Origin of the sequence: Lentisalinibacter salinarum (assembly GCF_040706555.1) — a bacterium.
Taxonomy (GTDB): domain Bacteria; phylum Pseudomonadota; class Gammaproteobacteria; order Steroidobacterales; family Woeseiaceae; genus Lentisalinibacter; species Lentisalinibacter salinarum.
Genome location: NZ_JAPDRH010000003.1, coordinates 1 through 16,256, shown reverse-complemented (window position 1 = coordinate 16,256; position 16,256 = coordinate 1). Strand labels below are relative to the sequence as shown.

Here is a 16,256-nt window from a genome sequence, read left to right as displayed (position 1 = left end):
CACACCGGAGGATTTATGAAGGACAGCTTCGGCGCTCGTTCGACGCTCGAGGTCGGCGGCAAGCAATACGAGATCTTCAGGCTCGACGCCGTCAGCGAAGGGCACGTCGCCAGACTCCCCTACTCGCTCAAGATCCTGCTCGAGAATCTGCTGCGACACGAAGACGGCCGTGACGTTACCGCAGAGGACATCCGGGCGCTGGCCAACTGGGACCCGAAGGCCGAGCCCAGCCAGGAGATCTCCTTTACCCCGAGCCGCGTGATCCTGCAGGACTTCACCGGCGTGCCGGCGGTGGTGGACCTCGCCGCCATGCGCGACGCGGTGGTCGACCTGGGTGGCAAGGCCGCGGACATCAACCCGCTGTCGCCCGCGGAGCTGGTGATCGACCACTCCGTGCAGGTGGACCGCTACGGCACCGCGAACGCGCTGGACCTGAACAACAAGATCGAGTTCCAGCGCAACAAGGAGCGTTACTCCTTCCTGCGCTGGGGCCAGAGCGCCTTCGACAACTTCAAGGTGGTGCCGCCGAACACGGGCATCGTCCACCAGGTGAACCTGGAGTACCTGGCCCGGGTGGTCTTCGAGAAGGAGGCCGACGGCAAGCTCTCCGCCTACCCGGACACGCTGGTGGGCACCGACTCCCACACCACGATGGTCAACGGCCTGGGCGTGCTCGGCTGGGGCGTCGGCGGCATCGAGGCCGAGGCGGCCATGCTCGGCCAGCCCATCACCATGCTCATCCCGCAGGTGATCGGCTTCAAGCTGTCCGGCCGCCTGCCCGAGGGCACCACCGCCACGGACCTGGTGCTGACGGTGACCGAGATGCTTCGCGAGAAGGGTGTCGTCGGCAAATTCGTCGAGTTCTTCGGCGACGGCCTCGCCCACCTGCCGCTCGCCGACCGCGCCACCATCGGCAACATGTCGCCCGAATTCGGTTCCACCTGCGCCATCTTCCCGATCGACGGCGAGACCGTGCGCTACCTCGAACTGTCCGGCCGAGACCCGGCCCACATCGAGATGATCGAGGCCTACGCGAAGGAACAGGGTCTGTGGCGCGAGGAAGGCGAGCCGGACGGCTATTACACCGACGTGCTCGAACTGGACCTGGGCGACGTGGTGCCCAGCCTGGCCGGCCCGAAGCGGCCCCAGGACCGCATCCCGCTGAAGAACGCGCAGACCCGTTACCGCGAGGTCCTCGGCCCGATGGTCGAAGAGCGCGGCGACAAGGGCAGCGGCGAGGCGAAGGTGAAGATGGAGGGCGAGGAGTTCGAGATGCGCGACGGCGCCGTGCTGATCGCCGCCATCACCAGCTGCACCAACACGTCCAACCCGGCGGTCATGGTGGGCGCCGGCCTGCTGGCCCGCAACGCCCGCGAGCGCGGCCTGACGGTGAAGCCCTGGGTCAAGACCAGCCTCGCCCCCGGTTCCAAGGTGGTCACCGACTACCTGGAGAAGTGCGAGCTGATGGACGACCTGGACGCGCTGGGCTTCTATCTGGTGGGCTACGGCTGCACCACCTGCATCGGCAACTCCGGTCCGCTGAAGGACGAGATACACGAGGCCGTCGAGTCCTCGGGCCTGGTCGGCTGCAGCGTGCTTTCCGGCAACCGCAACTTCGAGGGCCGCATCCACCCGCTGGTGAAGATGAACTTCCTCGCCTCGCCGCCGCTGGTGGTCGCCTACGCGATCGCCGGCACCATGGACGTGGACATCTACGCGGATCCCATCGGCGAGGACGCCGACGGCAAGCCGGTCTACCTGAAGGACATCTGGCCGTCCCAGAAGGAGATTCACGAGATGATCCTGCAGAACATCGACTCCGAGATGTTCCGCTCGAGCTACGCGGAGGTCTTTGCCGGCGACGAGAACTGGAACGGGCTGGACGTGCCGGAGGGCGAGATCTACACCTGGGATGAGGATTCCACCTACGTGAAGAACCCACCCTACTTCGAGGGCATGAGCGCCGAGCCCGCCGATATCGCCGACATCGGCGGCGCCCGGGTGCTGGCCCTGCTCGGCGACTCGGTCACCACCGACCACATCTCGCCGGCCGGCAGCATCGCCAAGGACAGCCCGGCGGCCGAATACCTGCAGGCGCAGGGCGTGGAACCCAAGGACTTCAACTCCTACGGCTCGCGCCGCGGCAATCACGAGGTGATGATGCGCGGCACCTTCGCCAACATCCGGCTGCGCAACAGGCTCGCACCCGGCACCGAGGGCGGCTGGACCCGTCATCAGCCCTCCGGCGACCAGATGAGCATCTACGACGCCTCCCTGCGCTATCGGGAAGACGGCGTGCCGCTGGTGGTCATCGCCGGCAAGGAATACGGCACCGGCTCCTCTCGTGACTGGGCGGCCAAGGGCACCCTGCTGCTGGGCGTGAAGGCCGTCATCGCCGAGAGCTTCGAGCGCATCCACCGCTCCAATCTGATCGGCATGGGCGTGCTGCCCCTGCAGTTCAGGGACGGTGAGAACGCGGAGAGCCTCGGCCTCGACGGCACCGAGACCTACGACATCACCGGGCTGGCCGGGCGTTCCGGCAAGACGGTGAAGGTCACCGCCACGCCGGCCAAGGGCGGGCCGATCGAGTTCGAGGCCATCGTGCGCATCGACACGCCGAAGGAGCAGGACTACTACGCCCACGGCGGCATCCTGCACTACGTCCTGCGCCAGCTCGCCGGCAGCCCGAAGGCGGCCTGATCGGCCTGATAGCGATCGGCGCGTTCCCCGTACAGATCCCCGCAGCGCTCATCCGGGCGCTGCGGGACTCGCGCCACCTCATGGTGCTGTGCGGCTCCGGCGTCTCCGCCGAGAGCGGCGTGCCGACTTTCCGCGACGCGATGACGGGGCTGTGGGAGCGCTACGATCCCATGCAGCTCGCCACGCCGGAGGCCTTTGCCGCCGACCCCGCGCTGGTCTGGCAGTGGTACCAGTGGCGCCGCCGCCTTGTGCATGAGGTGGAACCGAACCCTGCGCACTACGCGCTGGCGGAACTCGAGACACTGCTGCCCCGGCTGACCCTGGTCACCCAGAACGTGGACGGCCTGCATCAGCGGGCGGGCAGCAGCGACGTGGTGGAGTTCCACGGCAACCTGCTGACGGATATCTGCTCCGCCCCGGGCTGCGGCTTTCGCGGCGAGGGCCGGTACGCTGGCAATGGCGGCGACGAGGCGAGCGCACCGCCGTCCTGCCCCGACTGCGGCGCCGGACTGCGCCCCGCGGTCGTCTGGTTCGGCGAAGCCATCCCCGAGGACGCGCTGGATCGGGCGTTCGCGGCGGTGGCCGACTGCGATCTGTTCTTTTCCGTGGGGACCTCGTCGCTGGTCTACCCGGCAGCGGGCCTCGCCGAGCAGGCGCTGGAGGCCGGCGTGCCGGTGGTCGAGATCAACCCGAACCCGACGCCGCTCACCCGTGCCGCGGATCATGTAATCTCGGGGCCGGCGGGAACCGTTCTGCCCGCCGTGGTCGAATCACTGCAGCAAGCGGAACACGAGCACTGAAGGAACAAGGGAAGCGTCAATGGTCCTGGAGAAACTGAAGCCCGGCAACCTGCCGGCCGGTGCGCGCAACGCCGGACTGATCGTCCTCGGCATGGTCCTCGTGCTCATGCTGGGGCTGTCCTGGTACTGGTCGCGCACGCCCGATCTCTTGTGGGTGAATGCCGAGATCGACGGCGAGCCGGCGCCGGTGGGCTATGCCACGGCGGACACGCTGATCCGCGTGGCCGAGACACTGCTGGAGAAGCCCGGCGGCTATATGACCAACGACGTCGCGCCGCCGAGCGTGTTCCTGGACAACATCCCCAACTGGGAATTCGGCGTGCTCACCCAGGTGCGGGACCTGGCGCGGGTGATGCGCAACGACTACAGCCGCTCCCAGTCCCAGTCCACCGAGGACCCTGACCTGGCCGTGGCGGAGCCGAAGTTCTTCTTCGACAACAACTCCTGGATACTCCCCACCACCGAGAGCCAGTACCGGGAGGCCATCGCCGGTTTCTCGAGCTACCGCGACCGGCTCACCGGCGCGGCAACGCCCGAGGCCCGTTTCTTCGCCCGCGCCGACAACCTGCGCGAGTGGCTGGCCCAGATCGAGAAACGTCTCGGCAGTCTGTCCCAGCGCCTCACTGCCAGCGTCGGCCAGAGTCGGGTCAACACCGACACCGCCGGCGAACCCGCGGCGGCCGTGAGCCCGGGCGGCGGCGACGAGGTCATCGTGAAGACGCCCTGGCTGGAACTCGACGACGTGTTCTTCGAGGCCCGCGGCAACGCCTGGGCGCTGATCCATTTCCTGCGGGCCGCGCAGATCGACTTCGGCGACGTGCTGGACGACAAGAACGCCACCGTGAGCCTGCGCCAGATCATCCGCGAACTGGAGGCGAGCCTGGCGCCGATGCGCAGCCCGATGGTGCTGAACGGCGGCGGCTTCGGCATCTTCGCCAACCATTCGCTGGTGATGGCCTCGTACCTCTCGCGGGCCAACGCCGCCGTGATCGATCTCAGGGACCTCCTCGATCAGGGCTGAGGCAGTACTTCAACAATACCGTCCAACGGTTTGTTTTTGATCACTTCCGCGATCTGATTCGCCCAGGTCTCATAGGCCACGTCGGACGGATGGTAGCCGTCGGTGGCCAGATAGCGGCGCTCCCTGGGGAACTCGCCCTCCATTACGATCACGCGGCCCGGCCGGGCCAGAGCCCGCCGGGCGTCGCACAGGGCCAGCCCGCGATGGCCCAGCAGCCAGCGCAGCGGATACGGCAGCAGCCGGAACAGGTGGAACGGCGGCACGGGTGCCACGAAGATCCGCTCGCAGCGCTCGCCGAGCAGCGACAGCACCGATCCCAGGTCCCGCTGCCAGCGCGGGACGCTGCTCAGGCCGCTGATGTCGTTGGCGCCGAGCAGGACCACGGCGACGTCGGCGGCCAGCAGGTCGCGGTGCCGGCGCAACTTCTCCGCGAGGCCCGCCGCGCGGATGCCGTTTTCCCCCACCACCTGCCACCGCACCGGCCGGCCCCGCTCCCGGTGCAGGGCATCCGCCAGCCGGGGCGCCAGGGCCGCCTCCGGCCGGGTGGCGCCAACGCCCACGGCGGTGGACTCGCCGACCACCAGCAGGCGCAGGGGCGTCTCGCCATCGGAATTATCACCGGAGGCATCGCCGGAGCCAGCGTCGGGCTGGACGCCGGCGGCCGTATCGTCGAGCACCGGCGGCAGCCGGACCGCGTTACGCCGGGTCCAGAGCCCCTGCCCGACCGCGATCGGCGCGATCAGCGGCAGCCCCGTCCAGAAGCGGAGCAGATGATGGCGCCGGCTGCCTCGCCTCAATACAGCCCCAGCCAGACGGGCACCTGGGTCCAGGCCTGGCCGAGCTCCCGGTCCAGACGCCGGTAGTCGGGCTCCAGTCGGCCGACCAGCTGCCAGAATCGCCGCGAGTGATTCATGTGCCGGGCGTGGCAGAGCTCGTGGATCAGCAGGTAGCGCACCAGCTCCGGGCGCAGGAACAGCAGGCAGTAGTTCAGGCTGATCGTGCCGCGGCCGGAATGGCTGCCCCAGCAGGTGCGCTGGGCACGGATCTGCAGGCGGCTGTAGCCCAGCCCCGTGATGGCCGAGAGCTGCTCCAGCTGGCGGCCCAGGTGGTCGCGGGCGCGCCCTGCCAGCCATCGCCGCAGGGCATCCACCACCAGGGCGTCGTCGGCCACCGGACCGCTCAGCACGAGGCGATTGCCAAGGTCCCGGCAGCGCACGGTACGCCCCTCACGCGCCCGGTAGTGCACCGGCCAGGTCGTATCCAGCGCCGGCAGGCGGATCTCTTCCGGCGGCGCCGGGTCCTCGGCCGGGTAGCGCACGGCGAACTCCGCGCGTGCCCGGTCGATCCAGGCACGATTTTCGCGCACGAACGCTTCCACGTCCCTGGGCCTCGCACGGCGAGGCGTCACCACCTCCACCCGCCCGCGCGGGAAGACCTTGATGGACATGCGCCGGGCCCGGGCGCTCTCGCGCACGACGAAATCGTCGGCCGGGGCCGACGGCGCCGGCCGGGAGAACAGCGACAGCTGGTCCGGCTTCACTGCAGCGCGGGCTCCGGCCCCGCGAAACGGACGATATCCTCCTCGCCGAGCACGCCTTGCACACCCCCTAACTCGGCTTCCTCGCTCACGTAGACTTCCGCTTCGTCCTCGAATTCCAGCACGCCCTCCACCCGGCTGCCCGGCCCGATGACGATGCGCGGTACACCGGCGCCCATACCGCCCCCGCTGTCGACCCGCAGATTACCCGCGATCACGCTGCTGCCGCTGAGAGTGAGGTTGGCCGACACGGTGGTGACGTCGCCGCCCACCCGCGCATCACGCAGGCGTATGCTGCCGCTGACGGCGCCGACGTCACCACCCACTTCGGCGCCGACGCCGAGCCGGATATCGCCGTTCACGAGTTCGACCGCCCGCTCGACCCGGGCCGACTCACCGAGTGTGACGTCGCCGTTGACCGTATTGATGCTGCGGGCGCTGGCACCGGGACCGAGGGTGACCGCACCGTTTACCGTATTGATGCCGGCGACGGCGGCGTCACGATCCACGTTCACACGGCCGTTCACCGTGGACAGCTCGCCGCTCACCTCGGCGCCCGGGCCCACGTCGATACGGCCGTTGATCACCGCCGCGCCGGAGCTGCGCTCGCCGCCGGGAATCGCGACATCCTTGTTGACCCCCACCTCGCACCCGCCCACGGACAGGGCCAGCAGCAGGGCCAGGACGCAACGACCCGGCGCCGAACGGAAAAAGCGTGTCTGCATGATTCTCTCCCCAGCCCCGGCAAACGGGAAAGGAAGAAACCCTGCGGCAAGTCCGCGCGGGCGTCAAGACGCGGGAGTGCCCTTTCGGGCGGGTTATCTGGCGAATGCGCTCAGTTTCTCGAGCACGGCCCGGGCGCGGCGGTAATCCGGCGCCAGCATGAGCGCGTGCTCCGCGGCATCGCGGGCGGCCAGCACCTCTCCGGCCGCCATGGACAGCTCGGCCCGGACGGCCCCCGTCTCGGCCTCACCCCAGTCCGGTCTGCCCCGGGCGGGCGGCAGGGCCGAGGCGTAGCGCTCGGCCGCACGATCGAGCAATTGCGCCGGCGTGCCCCAGCCCTCCGCCAGCGACGGCTGGCGCATCAGGCTGACCGCCGCAAGCAGCAGGACGCGGGGATTGTCGGGCTCGAGCTCCCGGGCGGCACGCAGGTGGCGGCGCGCCCGCGTCGCCGAGAGCAGCGCCGTCAGGTTACGGGAGGCGTCCAGGGCGGCGCAGGCACCCGCCAGCGCCAGTGCGTCGGCGAATTCCTCCTCCGCTTCTTCTGCCGCGGCCAGGGCCTGCTGCTCGCAGCGCTCCAGGTAGGGGCTGTCCGCCCGCCCCGCCTGCGGGGCCAGTTCGCCCGCCCTGTAGGCCGCATAGGCCGCCTGGTAGTGCAGCAGCGGCTTCAGGTCGCTGCGGGCGCGCTCGTCCGCGAGTTCCGCCGCGAGCCGATCGAGGGTGTCGAAGTCCGTCTCGAACACGGCGAACTGGATGCGCGCGGCCAGGTCGGACAGCTCGTCCATGTCCACGGCCGACTGCGCCGGGGTGGTCAGGACCAGCCCGGCGACGGCAAGGACCATCGTCAGGTGCCGAGTCAGATGCCGAGCCAGATGCCGTCTGAAAGTCGGGATCGCCATCAGGGAAGCCTAACCCGGATCGCAGCTCCGTCCTGTGCGCCAGGTCACTTTCCCGGAGCACCGCCCGCCGCGACCCAAGACTACGGCCGCGCCGACTTGTCTGTCGGCAGGCCTGCCATTAGGGTGTGCCTCCACCGGCAGCGAGGCGGACCATGGACCAGCACGATCTGATCGACATCGGCGCGAATCTCGCCCACGACAGCTTCGACGACGACCGCGAGGCAGTGCTCGAGCGGGCGGCCGCGGCCGGCGTGCGCCGCATCGTCGTGACGGGCAGCAGCGTGGAGAGCAGCGAGCGCGCCGCCGACCTGGCCGCGGCCTGGCCGGGCCGGCTGTTCGCCACCGCCGGCATGCATCCCCACCACGCCGACGACTGGGACGACAGCGTGCGCGACGCCCTGCTCGCCGTCACGGCCCGGCCGGGGGTCGTCTCCATGGGCGAGTGCGGCCTCGACTACTTCCGCAACTACTCCTCCCACGAGAACCAGCGGCGCGCATTTGCCGAACAGCTGGAGGTCGCGGCCCGTGCCCGCCTCCCCGTCTTCCTGCACCAGCGCGACGCCCACGAGGACTTCCTGGAGGTGCTGACCCCGCGGCTGCCGGATCTGTCCCGCGCCGTGGCCCACTGCTTCACCGCGGGCGAGGAGGAGCTGGACGCCTACCTGGAGCTGGGGCTCTACATCGGCATCACGGGCTGGATCTGCGACGAGCGTCGCGGGCTGCACCTGCGGGAACTCGTGCCCCGCATCCCGGCCGACAAGCTGCTGCTGGAGACCGACGCCCCCTACCTGCTGCCTCGCACCATCCGTCCGCGGCCGAAGACCCGGCGCAACGAGCCGGCCTGGCTGCCCTGGGTGCTGGAGACAGTGGCCGAGGCCCGCGCGGTCTCGCCGGAGGAACTCGCCCGCCAGACGACGGCGAATGCGGAGCATTTCTTCGGCCTGCCGGGGGACGACGACTGAGCGACGCCGGCATCCGGCTCTGCGGCGGAGCGCTCCCGGCCGAACTCAGTCGGCGAGTCGCCCCACCCGGGCGCTGACGGCTTCCTGGCGCAAGCGATCCCAATGAGGCATGAACGCCGCCACCTCGCTTCGCTCCCGGTTGCGGTCCACCCGCGGATAGTCCGCCAGCAGCCCGGCCAGGGTCGTGACATGCCGCGGCCGCCCCTTGCTGAAGTCCGCCGCGTCCGGGAATACCACCACGCCCTCCACGGGCACGTCGCCCAGCACCTGTGCGACAGCGGCGATGCGGTCGTAGAGCGTGGGCTGTGGGTTGGCGAAGGTATAGCGGCGGTCGCCGGCCATCACCGTCCAATCGTCCATGCGGTCGCTGGCGAAGACCACGCCGGCCACCTCCTTGGTCTCGACGACCAGGACGCCGCGGCCCGTGAGCAGCGCATAGCCGATCTGGATCTCGCCGTCGTCCGCCTTCGGCACGATGATGTCCGTCAGCATCTCGTGGCTGATACTTGCGAGCTGCCCGGCCGTGGAATGCGCCCGGCGGCGGCGCACGACCAGCAGGACGAGCAGCGCCAACAGCAGGGCGGCGGCGGCTGCGAATACGGCCCAGAGGGCCCACGGCGGCAGGTTGTCGATCACCTCGGTCATCCGTCCCCCTCGAGCGTCCGCCCCAAGGCGGGAAGCGCCGGCTCGATCTCCTCGTAGTGCGCCGGCAGCGCCAGCAGGTCGGCCAGCGCCTCCGGCACCGGCACGGTCGTGCCGATGAGGGGCTCGACCACCTCGGGGAACTTGGCTGCATGGGCCGTGGCCACCGCTATCCAGTGCCGCCCTGTCCGCCGCTCGGCCGGCAGGGTCTCCCACACGTGCATCGCCGTGGCGGTGTGGGGGCACTCGATGAGACCGTAATGCTCGTAGTCCCGGCGGATCTGCTCCCGGATCACGTCGTCTTCCACCACCCGGGCCTCCACGCTGCCACGCAGCCGATCGGCCTCGCCGAACAGGTTTCGCAGCCGCTCCATATTGCTCGGGTCGCCCACGTCCATCGCGGAGGCGAGCGTGCGCACGCTCGCCCGCGGCCGGTACTCGCCCTCCTCCAGGTAATCGGCGATGGTCCGGTTGGCGTTCGTGGCGAAGACGACGTCACCGAGGGGCAGGCCCATGGCGCGCGCCATCACGGCGGCCAGGCCGTTGCCCAGGTTGCCCGTGGGCACGATGACCGACGAGGCCTCGCCACGCTCTCGCCAGTGGGCCAGCGCCGCGTGGGCGTAGTAGACGGTCTGGGGCAGCAGGCGGCCGATGTTGATGCTGTTGGCCGAGCTGAAACGATGACGCTCGCCTAGTTCCGCGTCGGCGAATGCGCCCTTCACCAGCCGCTGGCAGTCGTCGAAGGTGCCGCGCACGGCCACGGAGACCACGTTGTCGCCCCAGCAGGTCAGCTGCTGCTGCTGCCGGGGAGAGACCATGCCGAGCGGGAACAGCACCACCACGCGAAACCCGGGGCGGCGATGGAAAGCGGCCGCGACCGCGCCGCCGGTGTCGCCGGACGTGGCCACCAGGATTGTGACCGGGCGCTCGTCGGCGCACTGCTCGGCCTCGATGCGCTGCAGGCAGGCGGCCAGGAAACGGGCGCCGACGTCCTTGAATGCCGCCGTGGGCCCGTGGAACAGCTCCAGCACCGACAGCGGCGTCGGGGCGGCGTCCACCGAGCGCAGCGGCACGTCGAAGCCGAATGTCTCCCCGAGCACGTCCGGCAGGGCGCCGGCCAGCGCCGAACCCGCGAAAAACGGCGCGAGCAGGATTTCCCCGACCTGCGCCGGCGTCTCCGCGCCGTCGAAATCCTCCGGCGAGAACGCGGGCAGCGTCTCGGGCACATAGAGGCCGCCGTCGGGGGCCAGGCCCGCGACCAGTGCGGCGACGAGACCGGCCGAGCCCCCGGATCGCGTGCTCCTGAATCTCATTCCGTGTATTCCACGAAAGCCCCGGGCGCATCCAGCGGGTTCACCCAGGACTGCGCTTCGATGCCGGCATCGGCGAATGCGGCCACCATCGCCTCGCGCACGGCCTCGCCGTCGCCCTCGCGAGCCCAGGCGAAGACGCTGGGCCCGCTGCCGGACAGCGAACCGCCCAGAGCGCCGGCCGCGAACGCCGCGGCCTTCACCGACTCGAAGCCGGGCACCGCCACGGCACGCTGGGGCTCGATCAGGATGTCGCGCAGGCAATGGGCGATCAGGTCCACGTCGTCGTTGTAGCAGCCCGCAAGGAAGCCGGCCAGGCAGCCGTTCTGCTCGACGGCGCTGCGCAGCAGACACTCGGCGCCGAGCGAGCGGCGCGAATCCGCCGTGTGCACGGTCAGGTCCGGGTGCACCAGCACGCACACCACGCCCGCAGGTACGGGCAGCTGGATCACCCTGGGCAGCAGACGCGCGGGGCACAGGACCAGCCCGCCGAACAGGCTCGGCGCTACGTTGTCCGCGTGCAGCGCCTTGCTCGCGTAGCGCTCGCCCTCCAGCGCATAGCGCAGCAGTTCCGCGTGCCCCAGGGGCTCATCCAGCAGTCCGTTCACGGCCACGGCGGCCGCCACGGCGGACGCCGCCGAGCTGCCCATCCCGGAGCCGAGCGGGATGCCCTTCTCGATGCCGAGTTCCACGCCGCCGTCCGGGCCGAATTCCCGCCACAACGCGGCCGCCGCGATGCCGGCGGTGTTCTCGGCCGCCTCCCGGGACAGCGCCTCGGCCCCGGCGGCCAGCGGGGTCGCCGTGATCTCGGCGATTGTCACCCCGTTGCCGTCCGTCCGCCGGGCGGTCACCCGGTCGCCCACCTGCGCCGCCGCGAGGCCGAGCAGATCGAAACCCACCCCGACGTTGCCGACCGAGGCCGGCGCGAACGCCGTCACCTGCGAGACCGGCCCGCTCATTCCTCGCCGCCCACGTAGGCCGTCAGACGCAGGAGATCCGCGAAGATGCCTGCGGCGGTGACCGCGGGCCCCGCGCCGGGTCCCTGGATCACCAGCGGGTTCGCCGAATAGCGCTCGCTCACGAACTGCACCACGTTATCCGTCAGGTTGATGTTGGCGAACGGGTGGCTGCGGTCCAGCTGCACGAGATCCACGCTCGCGTGACCGTCCCGGTCCAGCCTGCCGACGTAGCGAAGCACCTTGCCGCTCTCACGGGCCTCGTCGAACAGGCGCTGCATCTCGTCGTCGAACTTCGGCAGCTCGCGCAGGAAGTCCTCCACCGAGCCCGACTCGAGCTCCGCCGGCACCAGGCTGCGGATGTCGAGTTCGGAGACGTCGAGCGCGAGCCCCATCTCACGGGCCAGTATGATCACCTTGCGCGCCACGTCCATGCCGGACAGGTCGTCGCGGGGATCCGGCTCCGTGTAGCCGCTGGCCCGCGCCTCGGCGACGATATCGGAGAACGGCCGGCTGCCGTCGAAGGTGTTGAAGAGATAGGCCAGCGTGCCGGAGAAGATGCCTTCCACGTGATCGATGCGGTCGCCGGTCTCGCGCAGGTCCCGCAGCGCCTGGATGACGGGCAGCGCCGCCCCCACCGTGGTCTCGTAGAAATAGTGCGAGCTGCCTTCCCGGGCCGCCTCCTGCAGCTCCCGGTAGTAGTCGTACCCGACGCTGAACGCCTTCTTGTTGGGCGTCACCACGTGGATGCCACGGCGCAACCACTGCGCGTAGCGCGCCGCCACCTTGTCGCTGGCAGTGCAGTCGATCAACACGGAGTGCGGCAGGTGATCGGCATGGATGTGGTCGGCCAGCCGATCCAGATCCGTGTCCTCGCCGTGCTCCGCCAGCGCCGACTGCCAGTCGGTCAGGTCGATGCGCCGCTCGTCCAGCAGCATCTTCGACGAGGTCGCGATCGCCCGGATCCGCAGATCCAGGTTGAACTGCTCGCGCAGCCGACCCGCCTGCTCGGCGATCTGCGCGAGCAGCGTGGAGCCCACCATGCCCGGTCCGATGATGCCGATGGAGATGGTCTTGGCCGAGAGGTAGAAGCCGGAGTGCACGGCGCGAAGTGCACGGGTCGAGTCCTCCTGGCGCACCACCGCCGAGATGTTGCGCTCCGAGGAGCCCTGGGCGATGGCGCTCACGTTGATGCCCGCCCGGCCGAGCGTGTTCAGGAAGCGGCCCGCTACGCCCGGCGTGCCGGACATGCCGTCGCCCACCACCGCCAGGATGCTGCAGGACGGCGTCACCTCCACGCGCTGGATCTGGCCGCTCTCGAGTTCCTCGGCGAAAGCGTCCGACACCACCTCCCGGGCAGTATCCGCCAGCAGCTCGGGCACCGCGAAGCAGATGGAGTGTTCCGAACTGGCCTGGGAGATGAGGATCACCGAGACGTCCGCCTCCCGCAGGGCGCCGAAGATACGGTCCGCGGTGCCGGGCACGCCGATCATCCCCGCGCCCTCCACGTTCACCAGCGCCACGCCGTCGATGGCCGTGATGCCCTTGATCTTGTCCTCGCCGCCGGAGGTGGCCACCACCCGGGTGCCCGGATGATCGGGCGCAAAGGTATTGCGGATCAGGATGGGGATGCTGTTGGCGACCGCCGGCCCCATGGTCTGGGGATGGATGACCTTGGCGCCGAAATAGGCGAGTTCCATCGCCTCGTTGTAGGACAGCGTGTCGATGACCTTGGCCTCGGGCACCCGGTTCGGGTCCCCGCTCATGACGCCGTCGACGTCGGTCCAGATGCTGAGCTCGTCCGCGTCCAGCAGCACCGCAAAGATGGCCGCCGAGAAGTCGCTGCCGTTGCGGCCCAGCGTTGTCTGCAGGCCCTGCTCGTCCTCGGCGATGAAGCCGGTGATCACCAGCACCTCCGGTGTCTCCGGCGGTACCGCTGCCGCGGTGCGCCGCCGCGAGACGTCCCAGATCACGCTCGGGCCGAGTTCGGTCTGATGCACGGTCAGGGCGCGGCGCGCATCCAGCCAGTCCACGGCCGCGCCGTCGAACTCCTGATCCAGGAAGGCGGCCAGCAGCCTGGCGGACCACAGCTCGCCGAACCCGGCGGCCACGTCCCGGCTGCGCTGGTCGGCGCTGCGCACCAGCGCGATGGCCCGCAGCAGGTCGCCTAGGTCGCTCGCATCCTTCTCCCAGGCTGCCAGCACGGGCGCCCGGTTCTCGGGCGAGAGCAACGCCTCTGCCGCTTCCGCGTAGCGCTCGCGTAGCGGCCCGAGCACCTGATCGTGATCGGTGGTGCCCCGCTGGGCCCCCTCCACGAGAGCCAGCAGCGTATCCGTCATGCCCCGCATGGCCGAGACCACCACGCCCAGCGGGCGGGTGGGCTGTCGTTTCAGGATTTCGGCGACCCGACGGAAGCACTCGGCATCCGCCAGGCTGCTACCGCCGAACTTGTGGATTTTCCAGCGCGCGCGTTCCACGGGATTCAGTCCGTCCTAGGGTAGGAGGGGCTTAAGCCCCGATCACGAAATCGGGCCTGAAGGCCCTCCTACGGTCAAAAAGTGCGTAATGATAGCGGCATTGAGGGGCTTTCGTCGCGCCCTGAAGGTATCAGGCGCAACCGTCGCGCGGCAGGCGCCGCGTCAGTCCGACTCGCCCCGGGTGACCGGGTGCACGTCCACGCCGGGCTCAACGGTCTCCTCGAAGACATCCGGCGCTTCCGGCTTGTGCTCGGCGGTGCGCAGGACGACGAGCCGCGGCTGGCGGTTGAAGCCGCCCTGGGGCTCGGCGCGGGCGATGTTGTGGGCGCCGCAGGCCGAGCAGTCGACCACGCAGAGGTCGCGGGACTCCTCCGATGCCGTCATGGCGGCGAGTTCACCGGTGGTGAAGGGGTGGCCGCATTCGAGGCAGGCGGGCTGGTCGGGTTTCTTTTCTTTCTGGCTGATGGCTGTCTTGTTCGGGTCGCGCGGGGCTTCGGCCCAACCCTAACACAAGGCTCATCACTCACGCCTACCGTCCCTGGACCATCCCTGGACCATCCCTGGGCCGTCGCTAGGCCGTCGCCAGGCCGCGCCGAACACGGCATCGATCAGGGCCGTGTCCATGTACTCCGTCACCGCCGCGATCCGGCCGTCGCGGATCCGGAAGACCTGACAGTAGGTGTTGTTGTAGGGAGTCCCGTCGTGAGTCTCCGCCGTGCCACGGGTCTGCGCGACCACCGTGTCGGCTTCGGCGACCACGTGCTCGACCTGCGAGGAGATCCCGGCCTTCAGTTGCCCGAACAAGGACCCGACGAGGTTGTCGAGGAGGGCCTGCTTGCCCTTATACGTCCCGGAGAACTTCGTGGACCCGATGTTCGTCCACGTCACGTCATCGGCCACCAGCGCGAAACAGGCGTCCATATCGCCTCGCGCTCCGGCCTCGTAGAAGTCCAGAACCACCTGCTTGTTCTCGGCTGTTCCCACGCTCTCCCTCCCCGAAGCAGGAGCCCGGCTAATGCAGTCGCCCGCCGCGCAGAAACGCCTGCCGGTAGAAATCCGCCGACAGCGACTCGACCTCGACCGTCCGCCCGGATGACGGCGCATGCGCGAAGCGCCCCTCGCCGACGTAAAGCCCCACATGCTGCATCTTGCCGTCGATCGAGAAGAACAGCAGATCACCGGCGCGGAGCTCATCGCGCGATACCGGCCGCGCTCTCGACCACAGCGCACCCGTCGTGCGTGGCACCGACCTGCCCACCTGTCCGTATGCGTAATGGACGAGCCCGCTGCAGTCGAAGCCCGCGGGTGTCTGCCCGCCGTAGCGGTACGGGGTTCCCACCTGCTGAAGCGCGATCGCCGCGGCACGGTCGCCCACCGTGGCCTGCTGTGAGACCGGACGCGGATTGGTTTCGACATGGTCGGGCGGTAGTTCCACCGGTTGCCAGGCGCAACCGCCGAGCGCAAGAACGCTCGCCAGAGCCATCGCCGGCGCGGCACTCGATCCGATCTGCCCGATTCTTCGCAAGATGAGCTGCCTCCGGTACGCGGGCGATTCAGAATACCCGGATGACGATGCCATGGCGAGTGACGGCAGTCTCAGTTCACGCGCTGGAACCCGGACTTCCGTCAGAGGCTTTTCTTTGTCAATCGTCGAGATACTCCGGTCGCACCGCCATAACGATCCGGAGACACTGGTGAGCTTCCCAGGCACCGTGGCACAGGGGCCGAAATGGCGATCCTCCGCGGATGCGGATACAGCGCGCCTGCATCCGGGACTCGGGCGGACCGAGGCAATCGGCGGGTGTGACTTCAAGCGGATTCCAGGAGACGTTTCCGCGGAAACGTGGTGTTCGTTTTTGGATGGTCCGGTGTGAACGGTAAAGCAGACATGCCGCCTGCCGAAGTACGGGGTGCGCTTATTTCCGCAGTCGGCCACAAGCAGACGCCTTGTTTGCGAAGTGATGTCCTCTGTCTCTAGTCGAGGTCCGAGTTCCGGTGCGGTGGAAACATCGTGGTTAGTTCCAGTAATTGCCCCTGACCCATGTACTTCTCAACCGCGGAAATCATCCTGCGCGGAAATATCGGTTTGATTGCATCGTCCCACTGATGCTTCCCGCCGGGCGTCGCGACAACTGATGAAAACCAGCGCAAGTAGGCTTCGTACGTTTCCCCTTCCAGTTGGGCTGACTCGTGCATTGCAAACACACTTTGGAAAAACAGCGCCTCTTCAGT

Annotated in this window: 16 protein-coding genes; 4 read left to right on the top strand and 12 right to left on the bottom strand. The window is 69.1% G+C overall.

From position 1 onward, the window contains the following. The first annotated feature begins 15 nt into the window (after nt 1-15). The 3 genes from acnA (at nt 16) to ACJMKZ_RS10515 (ending at nt 4,521) form a co-directional block, all read left to right on the top strand. The gene (gene acnA / locus ACJMKZ_RS10525) at nt 16-2,700 is read left to right on the top strand and encodes an aconitate hydratase AcnA (protein ID WP_405233188.1); all 2,685 of its coding nucleotides are present in this window, start codon (nt 16-18) and stop codon (nt 2,698-2,700) included. Between the two features lie 80 nt (nt 2,701-2,780). Next, a complete protein-coding gene (locus ACJMKZ_RS10520) occupies nt 2,781-3,500 on the top strand; it encodes an SIR2 family NAD-dependent protein deacylase (protein ID WP_405233187.1) in 720 nt (239 codons plus the stop codon). A 19-nt stretch (nt 3,501-3,519) separates the two neighbouring features. Next, on the top strand, nt 3,520-4,521 hold the full coding sequence (locus ACJMKZ_RS10515) for a DUF2333 family protein (protein ID WP_405233186.1): 1,002 nt from the start codon (nt 3,520-3,522) through the stop codon (nt 4,519-4,521). Here the strand turns inward: ACJMKZ_RS10515 and ACJMKZ_RS10510 are convergent. The 4 genes from ACJMKZ_RS10510 to ACJMKZ_RS10495 all read right to left on the bottom strand — a co-directional run bounded on the left by ACJMKZ_RS10510 (nt 4,512) and on the right by ACJMKZ_RS10495 (nt 7,620). Next, a complete protein-coding gene (locus ACJMKZ_RS10510) occupies nt 4,512-5,318 on the bottom strand; it encodes an SGNH/GDSL hydrolase family protein (RefSeq protein ID WP_405233185.1) in 807 nt (268 codons plus the stop codon). The two genes, ACJMKZ_RS10515 and ACJMKZ_RS10510, sit on opposite strands and share 10 nt — an antisense overlap. Further along, the gene (locus ACJMKZ_RS10505) at nt 5,315-6,061 is read right to left on the bottom strand and encodes a M48 family metallopeptidase (protein WP_405233184.1); all 747 of its coding nucleotides are present in this window, start codon (nt 6,059-6,061) and stop codon (nt 5,315-5,317) included. The genes ACJMKZ_RS10510 and ACJMKZ_RS10505 overlap by 4 nt, the downstream gene beginning before the upstream one ends. Then, a complete protein-coding gene (locus ACJMKZ_RS10500; RefSeq protein ID WP_405233183.1) occupies nt 6,058-6,783 on the bottom strand; it encodes a DUF4097 family beta strand repeat-containing protein in 726 nt (241 codons plus the stop codon). Before ACJMKZ_RS10500 ends, ACJMKZ_RS10505 begins: the two co-directional genes overlap by 4 nt. 93 nt (nt 6,784-6,876) lie before the next feature. Continuing rightward, complete coding sequence (locus ACJMKZ_RS10495; protein WP_405233182.1) at nt 6,877-7,620, bottom strand: hypothetical protein; 744 nt, start codon at nt 7,618-7,620, stop codon at nt 6,877-6,879. A gap of 209 nt (nt 7,621-7,829) precedes the next feature. On the opposite strand from ACJMKZ_RS10495, the gene ACJMKZ_RS10490 reads away from it, so the two are divergent. Continuing rightward, complete coding sequence (locus ACJMKZ_RS10490; protein ID WP_405233181.1) at nt 7,830-8,639, top strand: TatD family hydrolase; 810 nt, start codon at nt 7,830-7,832, stop codon at nt 8,637-8,639. Nucleotides 8,640-8,684: 45 nt separating this feature from the next. On the opposite strand, the gene ACJMKZ_RS10485 is transcribed toward ACJMKZ_RS10490, so the two are convergent. The 8 genes from ACJMKZ_RS10485 to ACJMKZ_RS10450 all read right to left on the bottom strand — a co-directional run. Then, nucleotides 8,685-9,284, bottom strand: coding sequence for a nuclease-related domain-containing protein (locus ACJMKZ_RS10485; RefSeq protein ID WP_405233180.1), 600 nt, complete (start codon nt 9,282-9,284; stop codon nt 8,685-8,687). Next, on the bottom strand, nt 9,281-10,594 hold the full coding sequence (gene thrC / locus ACJMKZ_RS10480; RefSeq protein ID WP_405233179.1) for a threonine synthase: 1,314 nt from the start codon (nt 10,592-10,594) through the stop codon (nt 9,281-9,283). The genes ACJMKZ_RS10485 and thrC overlap by 4 nt, the downstream gene beginning before the upstream one ends. Then, nucleotides 10,591-11,550, bottom strand: a complete 960-nt coding sequence (locus ACJMKZ_RS10475; RefSeq protein ID WP_405233178.1) for a homoserine kinase — start codon at nt 11,548-11,550, stop codon at nt 10,591-10,593. The genes thrC and ACJMKZ_RS10475 overlap by 4 nt, the downstream gene beginning before the upstream one ends. Continuing rightward, entirely contained in the window at nt 11,547-14,024 is a 2,478-nt protein-coding gene (gene thrA, locus ACJMKZ_RS10470) for a bifunctional aspartate kinase/homoserine dehydrogenase I (protein WP_405233177.1), read from the bottom strand. The genes ACJMKZ_RS10475 and thrA overlap by 4 nt, the downstream gene beginning before the upstream one ends. A 162-nt stretch (nt 14,025-14,186) precedes the next feature. Further along, nucleotides 14,187-14,408: a hypothetical protein gene (locus ACJMKZ_RS10465; RefSeq protein ID WP_405233176.1), complete on the bottom strand. Its 222-nt coding sequence runs from the start codon at nt 14,406-14,408 to the stop codon at nt 14,187-14,189. 135 nt (nt 14,409-14,543) lie between these two features. Then, nucleotides 14,544-15,008, bottom strand: coding sequence for a nuclear transport factor 2 family protein (locus ACJMKZ_RS10460; RefSeq protein ID WP_405233175.1), 465 nt, complete (start codon nt 15,006-15,008; stop codon nt 14,544-14,546). Between the two features lie 28 nt (nt 15,009-15,036). Next, the gene (locus ACJMKZ_RS10455; protein WP_405233174.1) at nt 15,037-15,549 is read right to left on the bottom strand and encodes a C40 family peptidase; all 513 of its coding nucleotides are present in this window, start codon (nt 15,547-15,549) and stop codon (nt 15,037-15,039) included. 449 nt (nt 15,550-15,998) lie between these two features. Beyond that, the coding region (locus ACJMKZ_RS10450; RefSeq protein ID WP_405233173.1) for a hypothetical protein at nt 15,999-16,256 on the bottom strand (258 nt) is incomplete at its 5' end.

Coding starts and splice junctions, on each gene's coding strand:
- ACJMKZ_RS10485 (WP_405233180.1), bottom strand. CDS start 9,284: ATGACCGAGGTGATCGACAACCTGCCGCCGTGGGCCCTCTGGGCCGTA.
- ACJMKZ_RS10520 (WP_405233187.1), top strand. CDS start 2,781: ATGGTGCTGTGCGGCTCCGGCGTCTCCGCCGAGAGCGGCGTGCCGACT.
- ACJMKZ_RS10490 (WP_405233181.1), top strand. CDS start 7,830: ATGGACCAGCACGATCTGATCGACATCGGCGCGAATCTCGCCCACGAC.
- ACJMKZ_RS10495 (WP_405233182.1), bottom strand. CDS start 7,620: ATGGTCCTTGCCGTCGCCGGGCTGGTCCTGACCACCCCGGCGCAGTCG.
- ACJMKZ_RS10515 (WP_405233186.1), top strand. CDS start 3,520: ATGGTCCTGGAGAAACTGAAGCCCGGCAACCTGCCGGCCGGTGCGCGC.
- ACJMKZ_RS10465 (WP_405233176.1), bottom strand. CDS start 14,408: ATGACGGCATCGGAGGAGTCCCGCGACCTCTGCGTGGTCGACTGCTCG.
- ACJMKZ_RS10475 (WP_405233178.1), bottom strand. CDS start 11,550: ATGAGCGGGCCGGTCTCGCAGGTGACGGCGTTCGCGCCGGCCTCGGTC.
- thrC (WP_405233179.1), bottom strand. CDS start 10,594: ATGAGATTCAGGAGCACGCGATCCGGGGGCTCGGCCGGTCTCGTCGCC.
- ACJMKZ_RS10500 (WP_405233183.1), bottom strand. CDS start 6,783: ATGCAGACACGCTTTTTCCGTTCGGCGCCGGGTCGTTGCGTCCTGGCC.
- acnA (WP_405233188.1), top strand. CDS start 16: ATGAAGGACAGCTTCGGCGCTCGTTCGACGCTCGAGGTCGGCGGCAAG.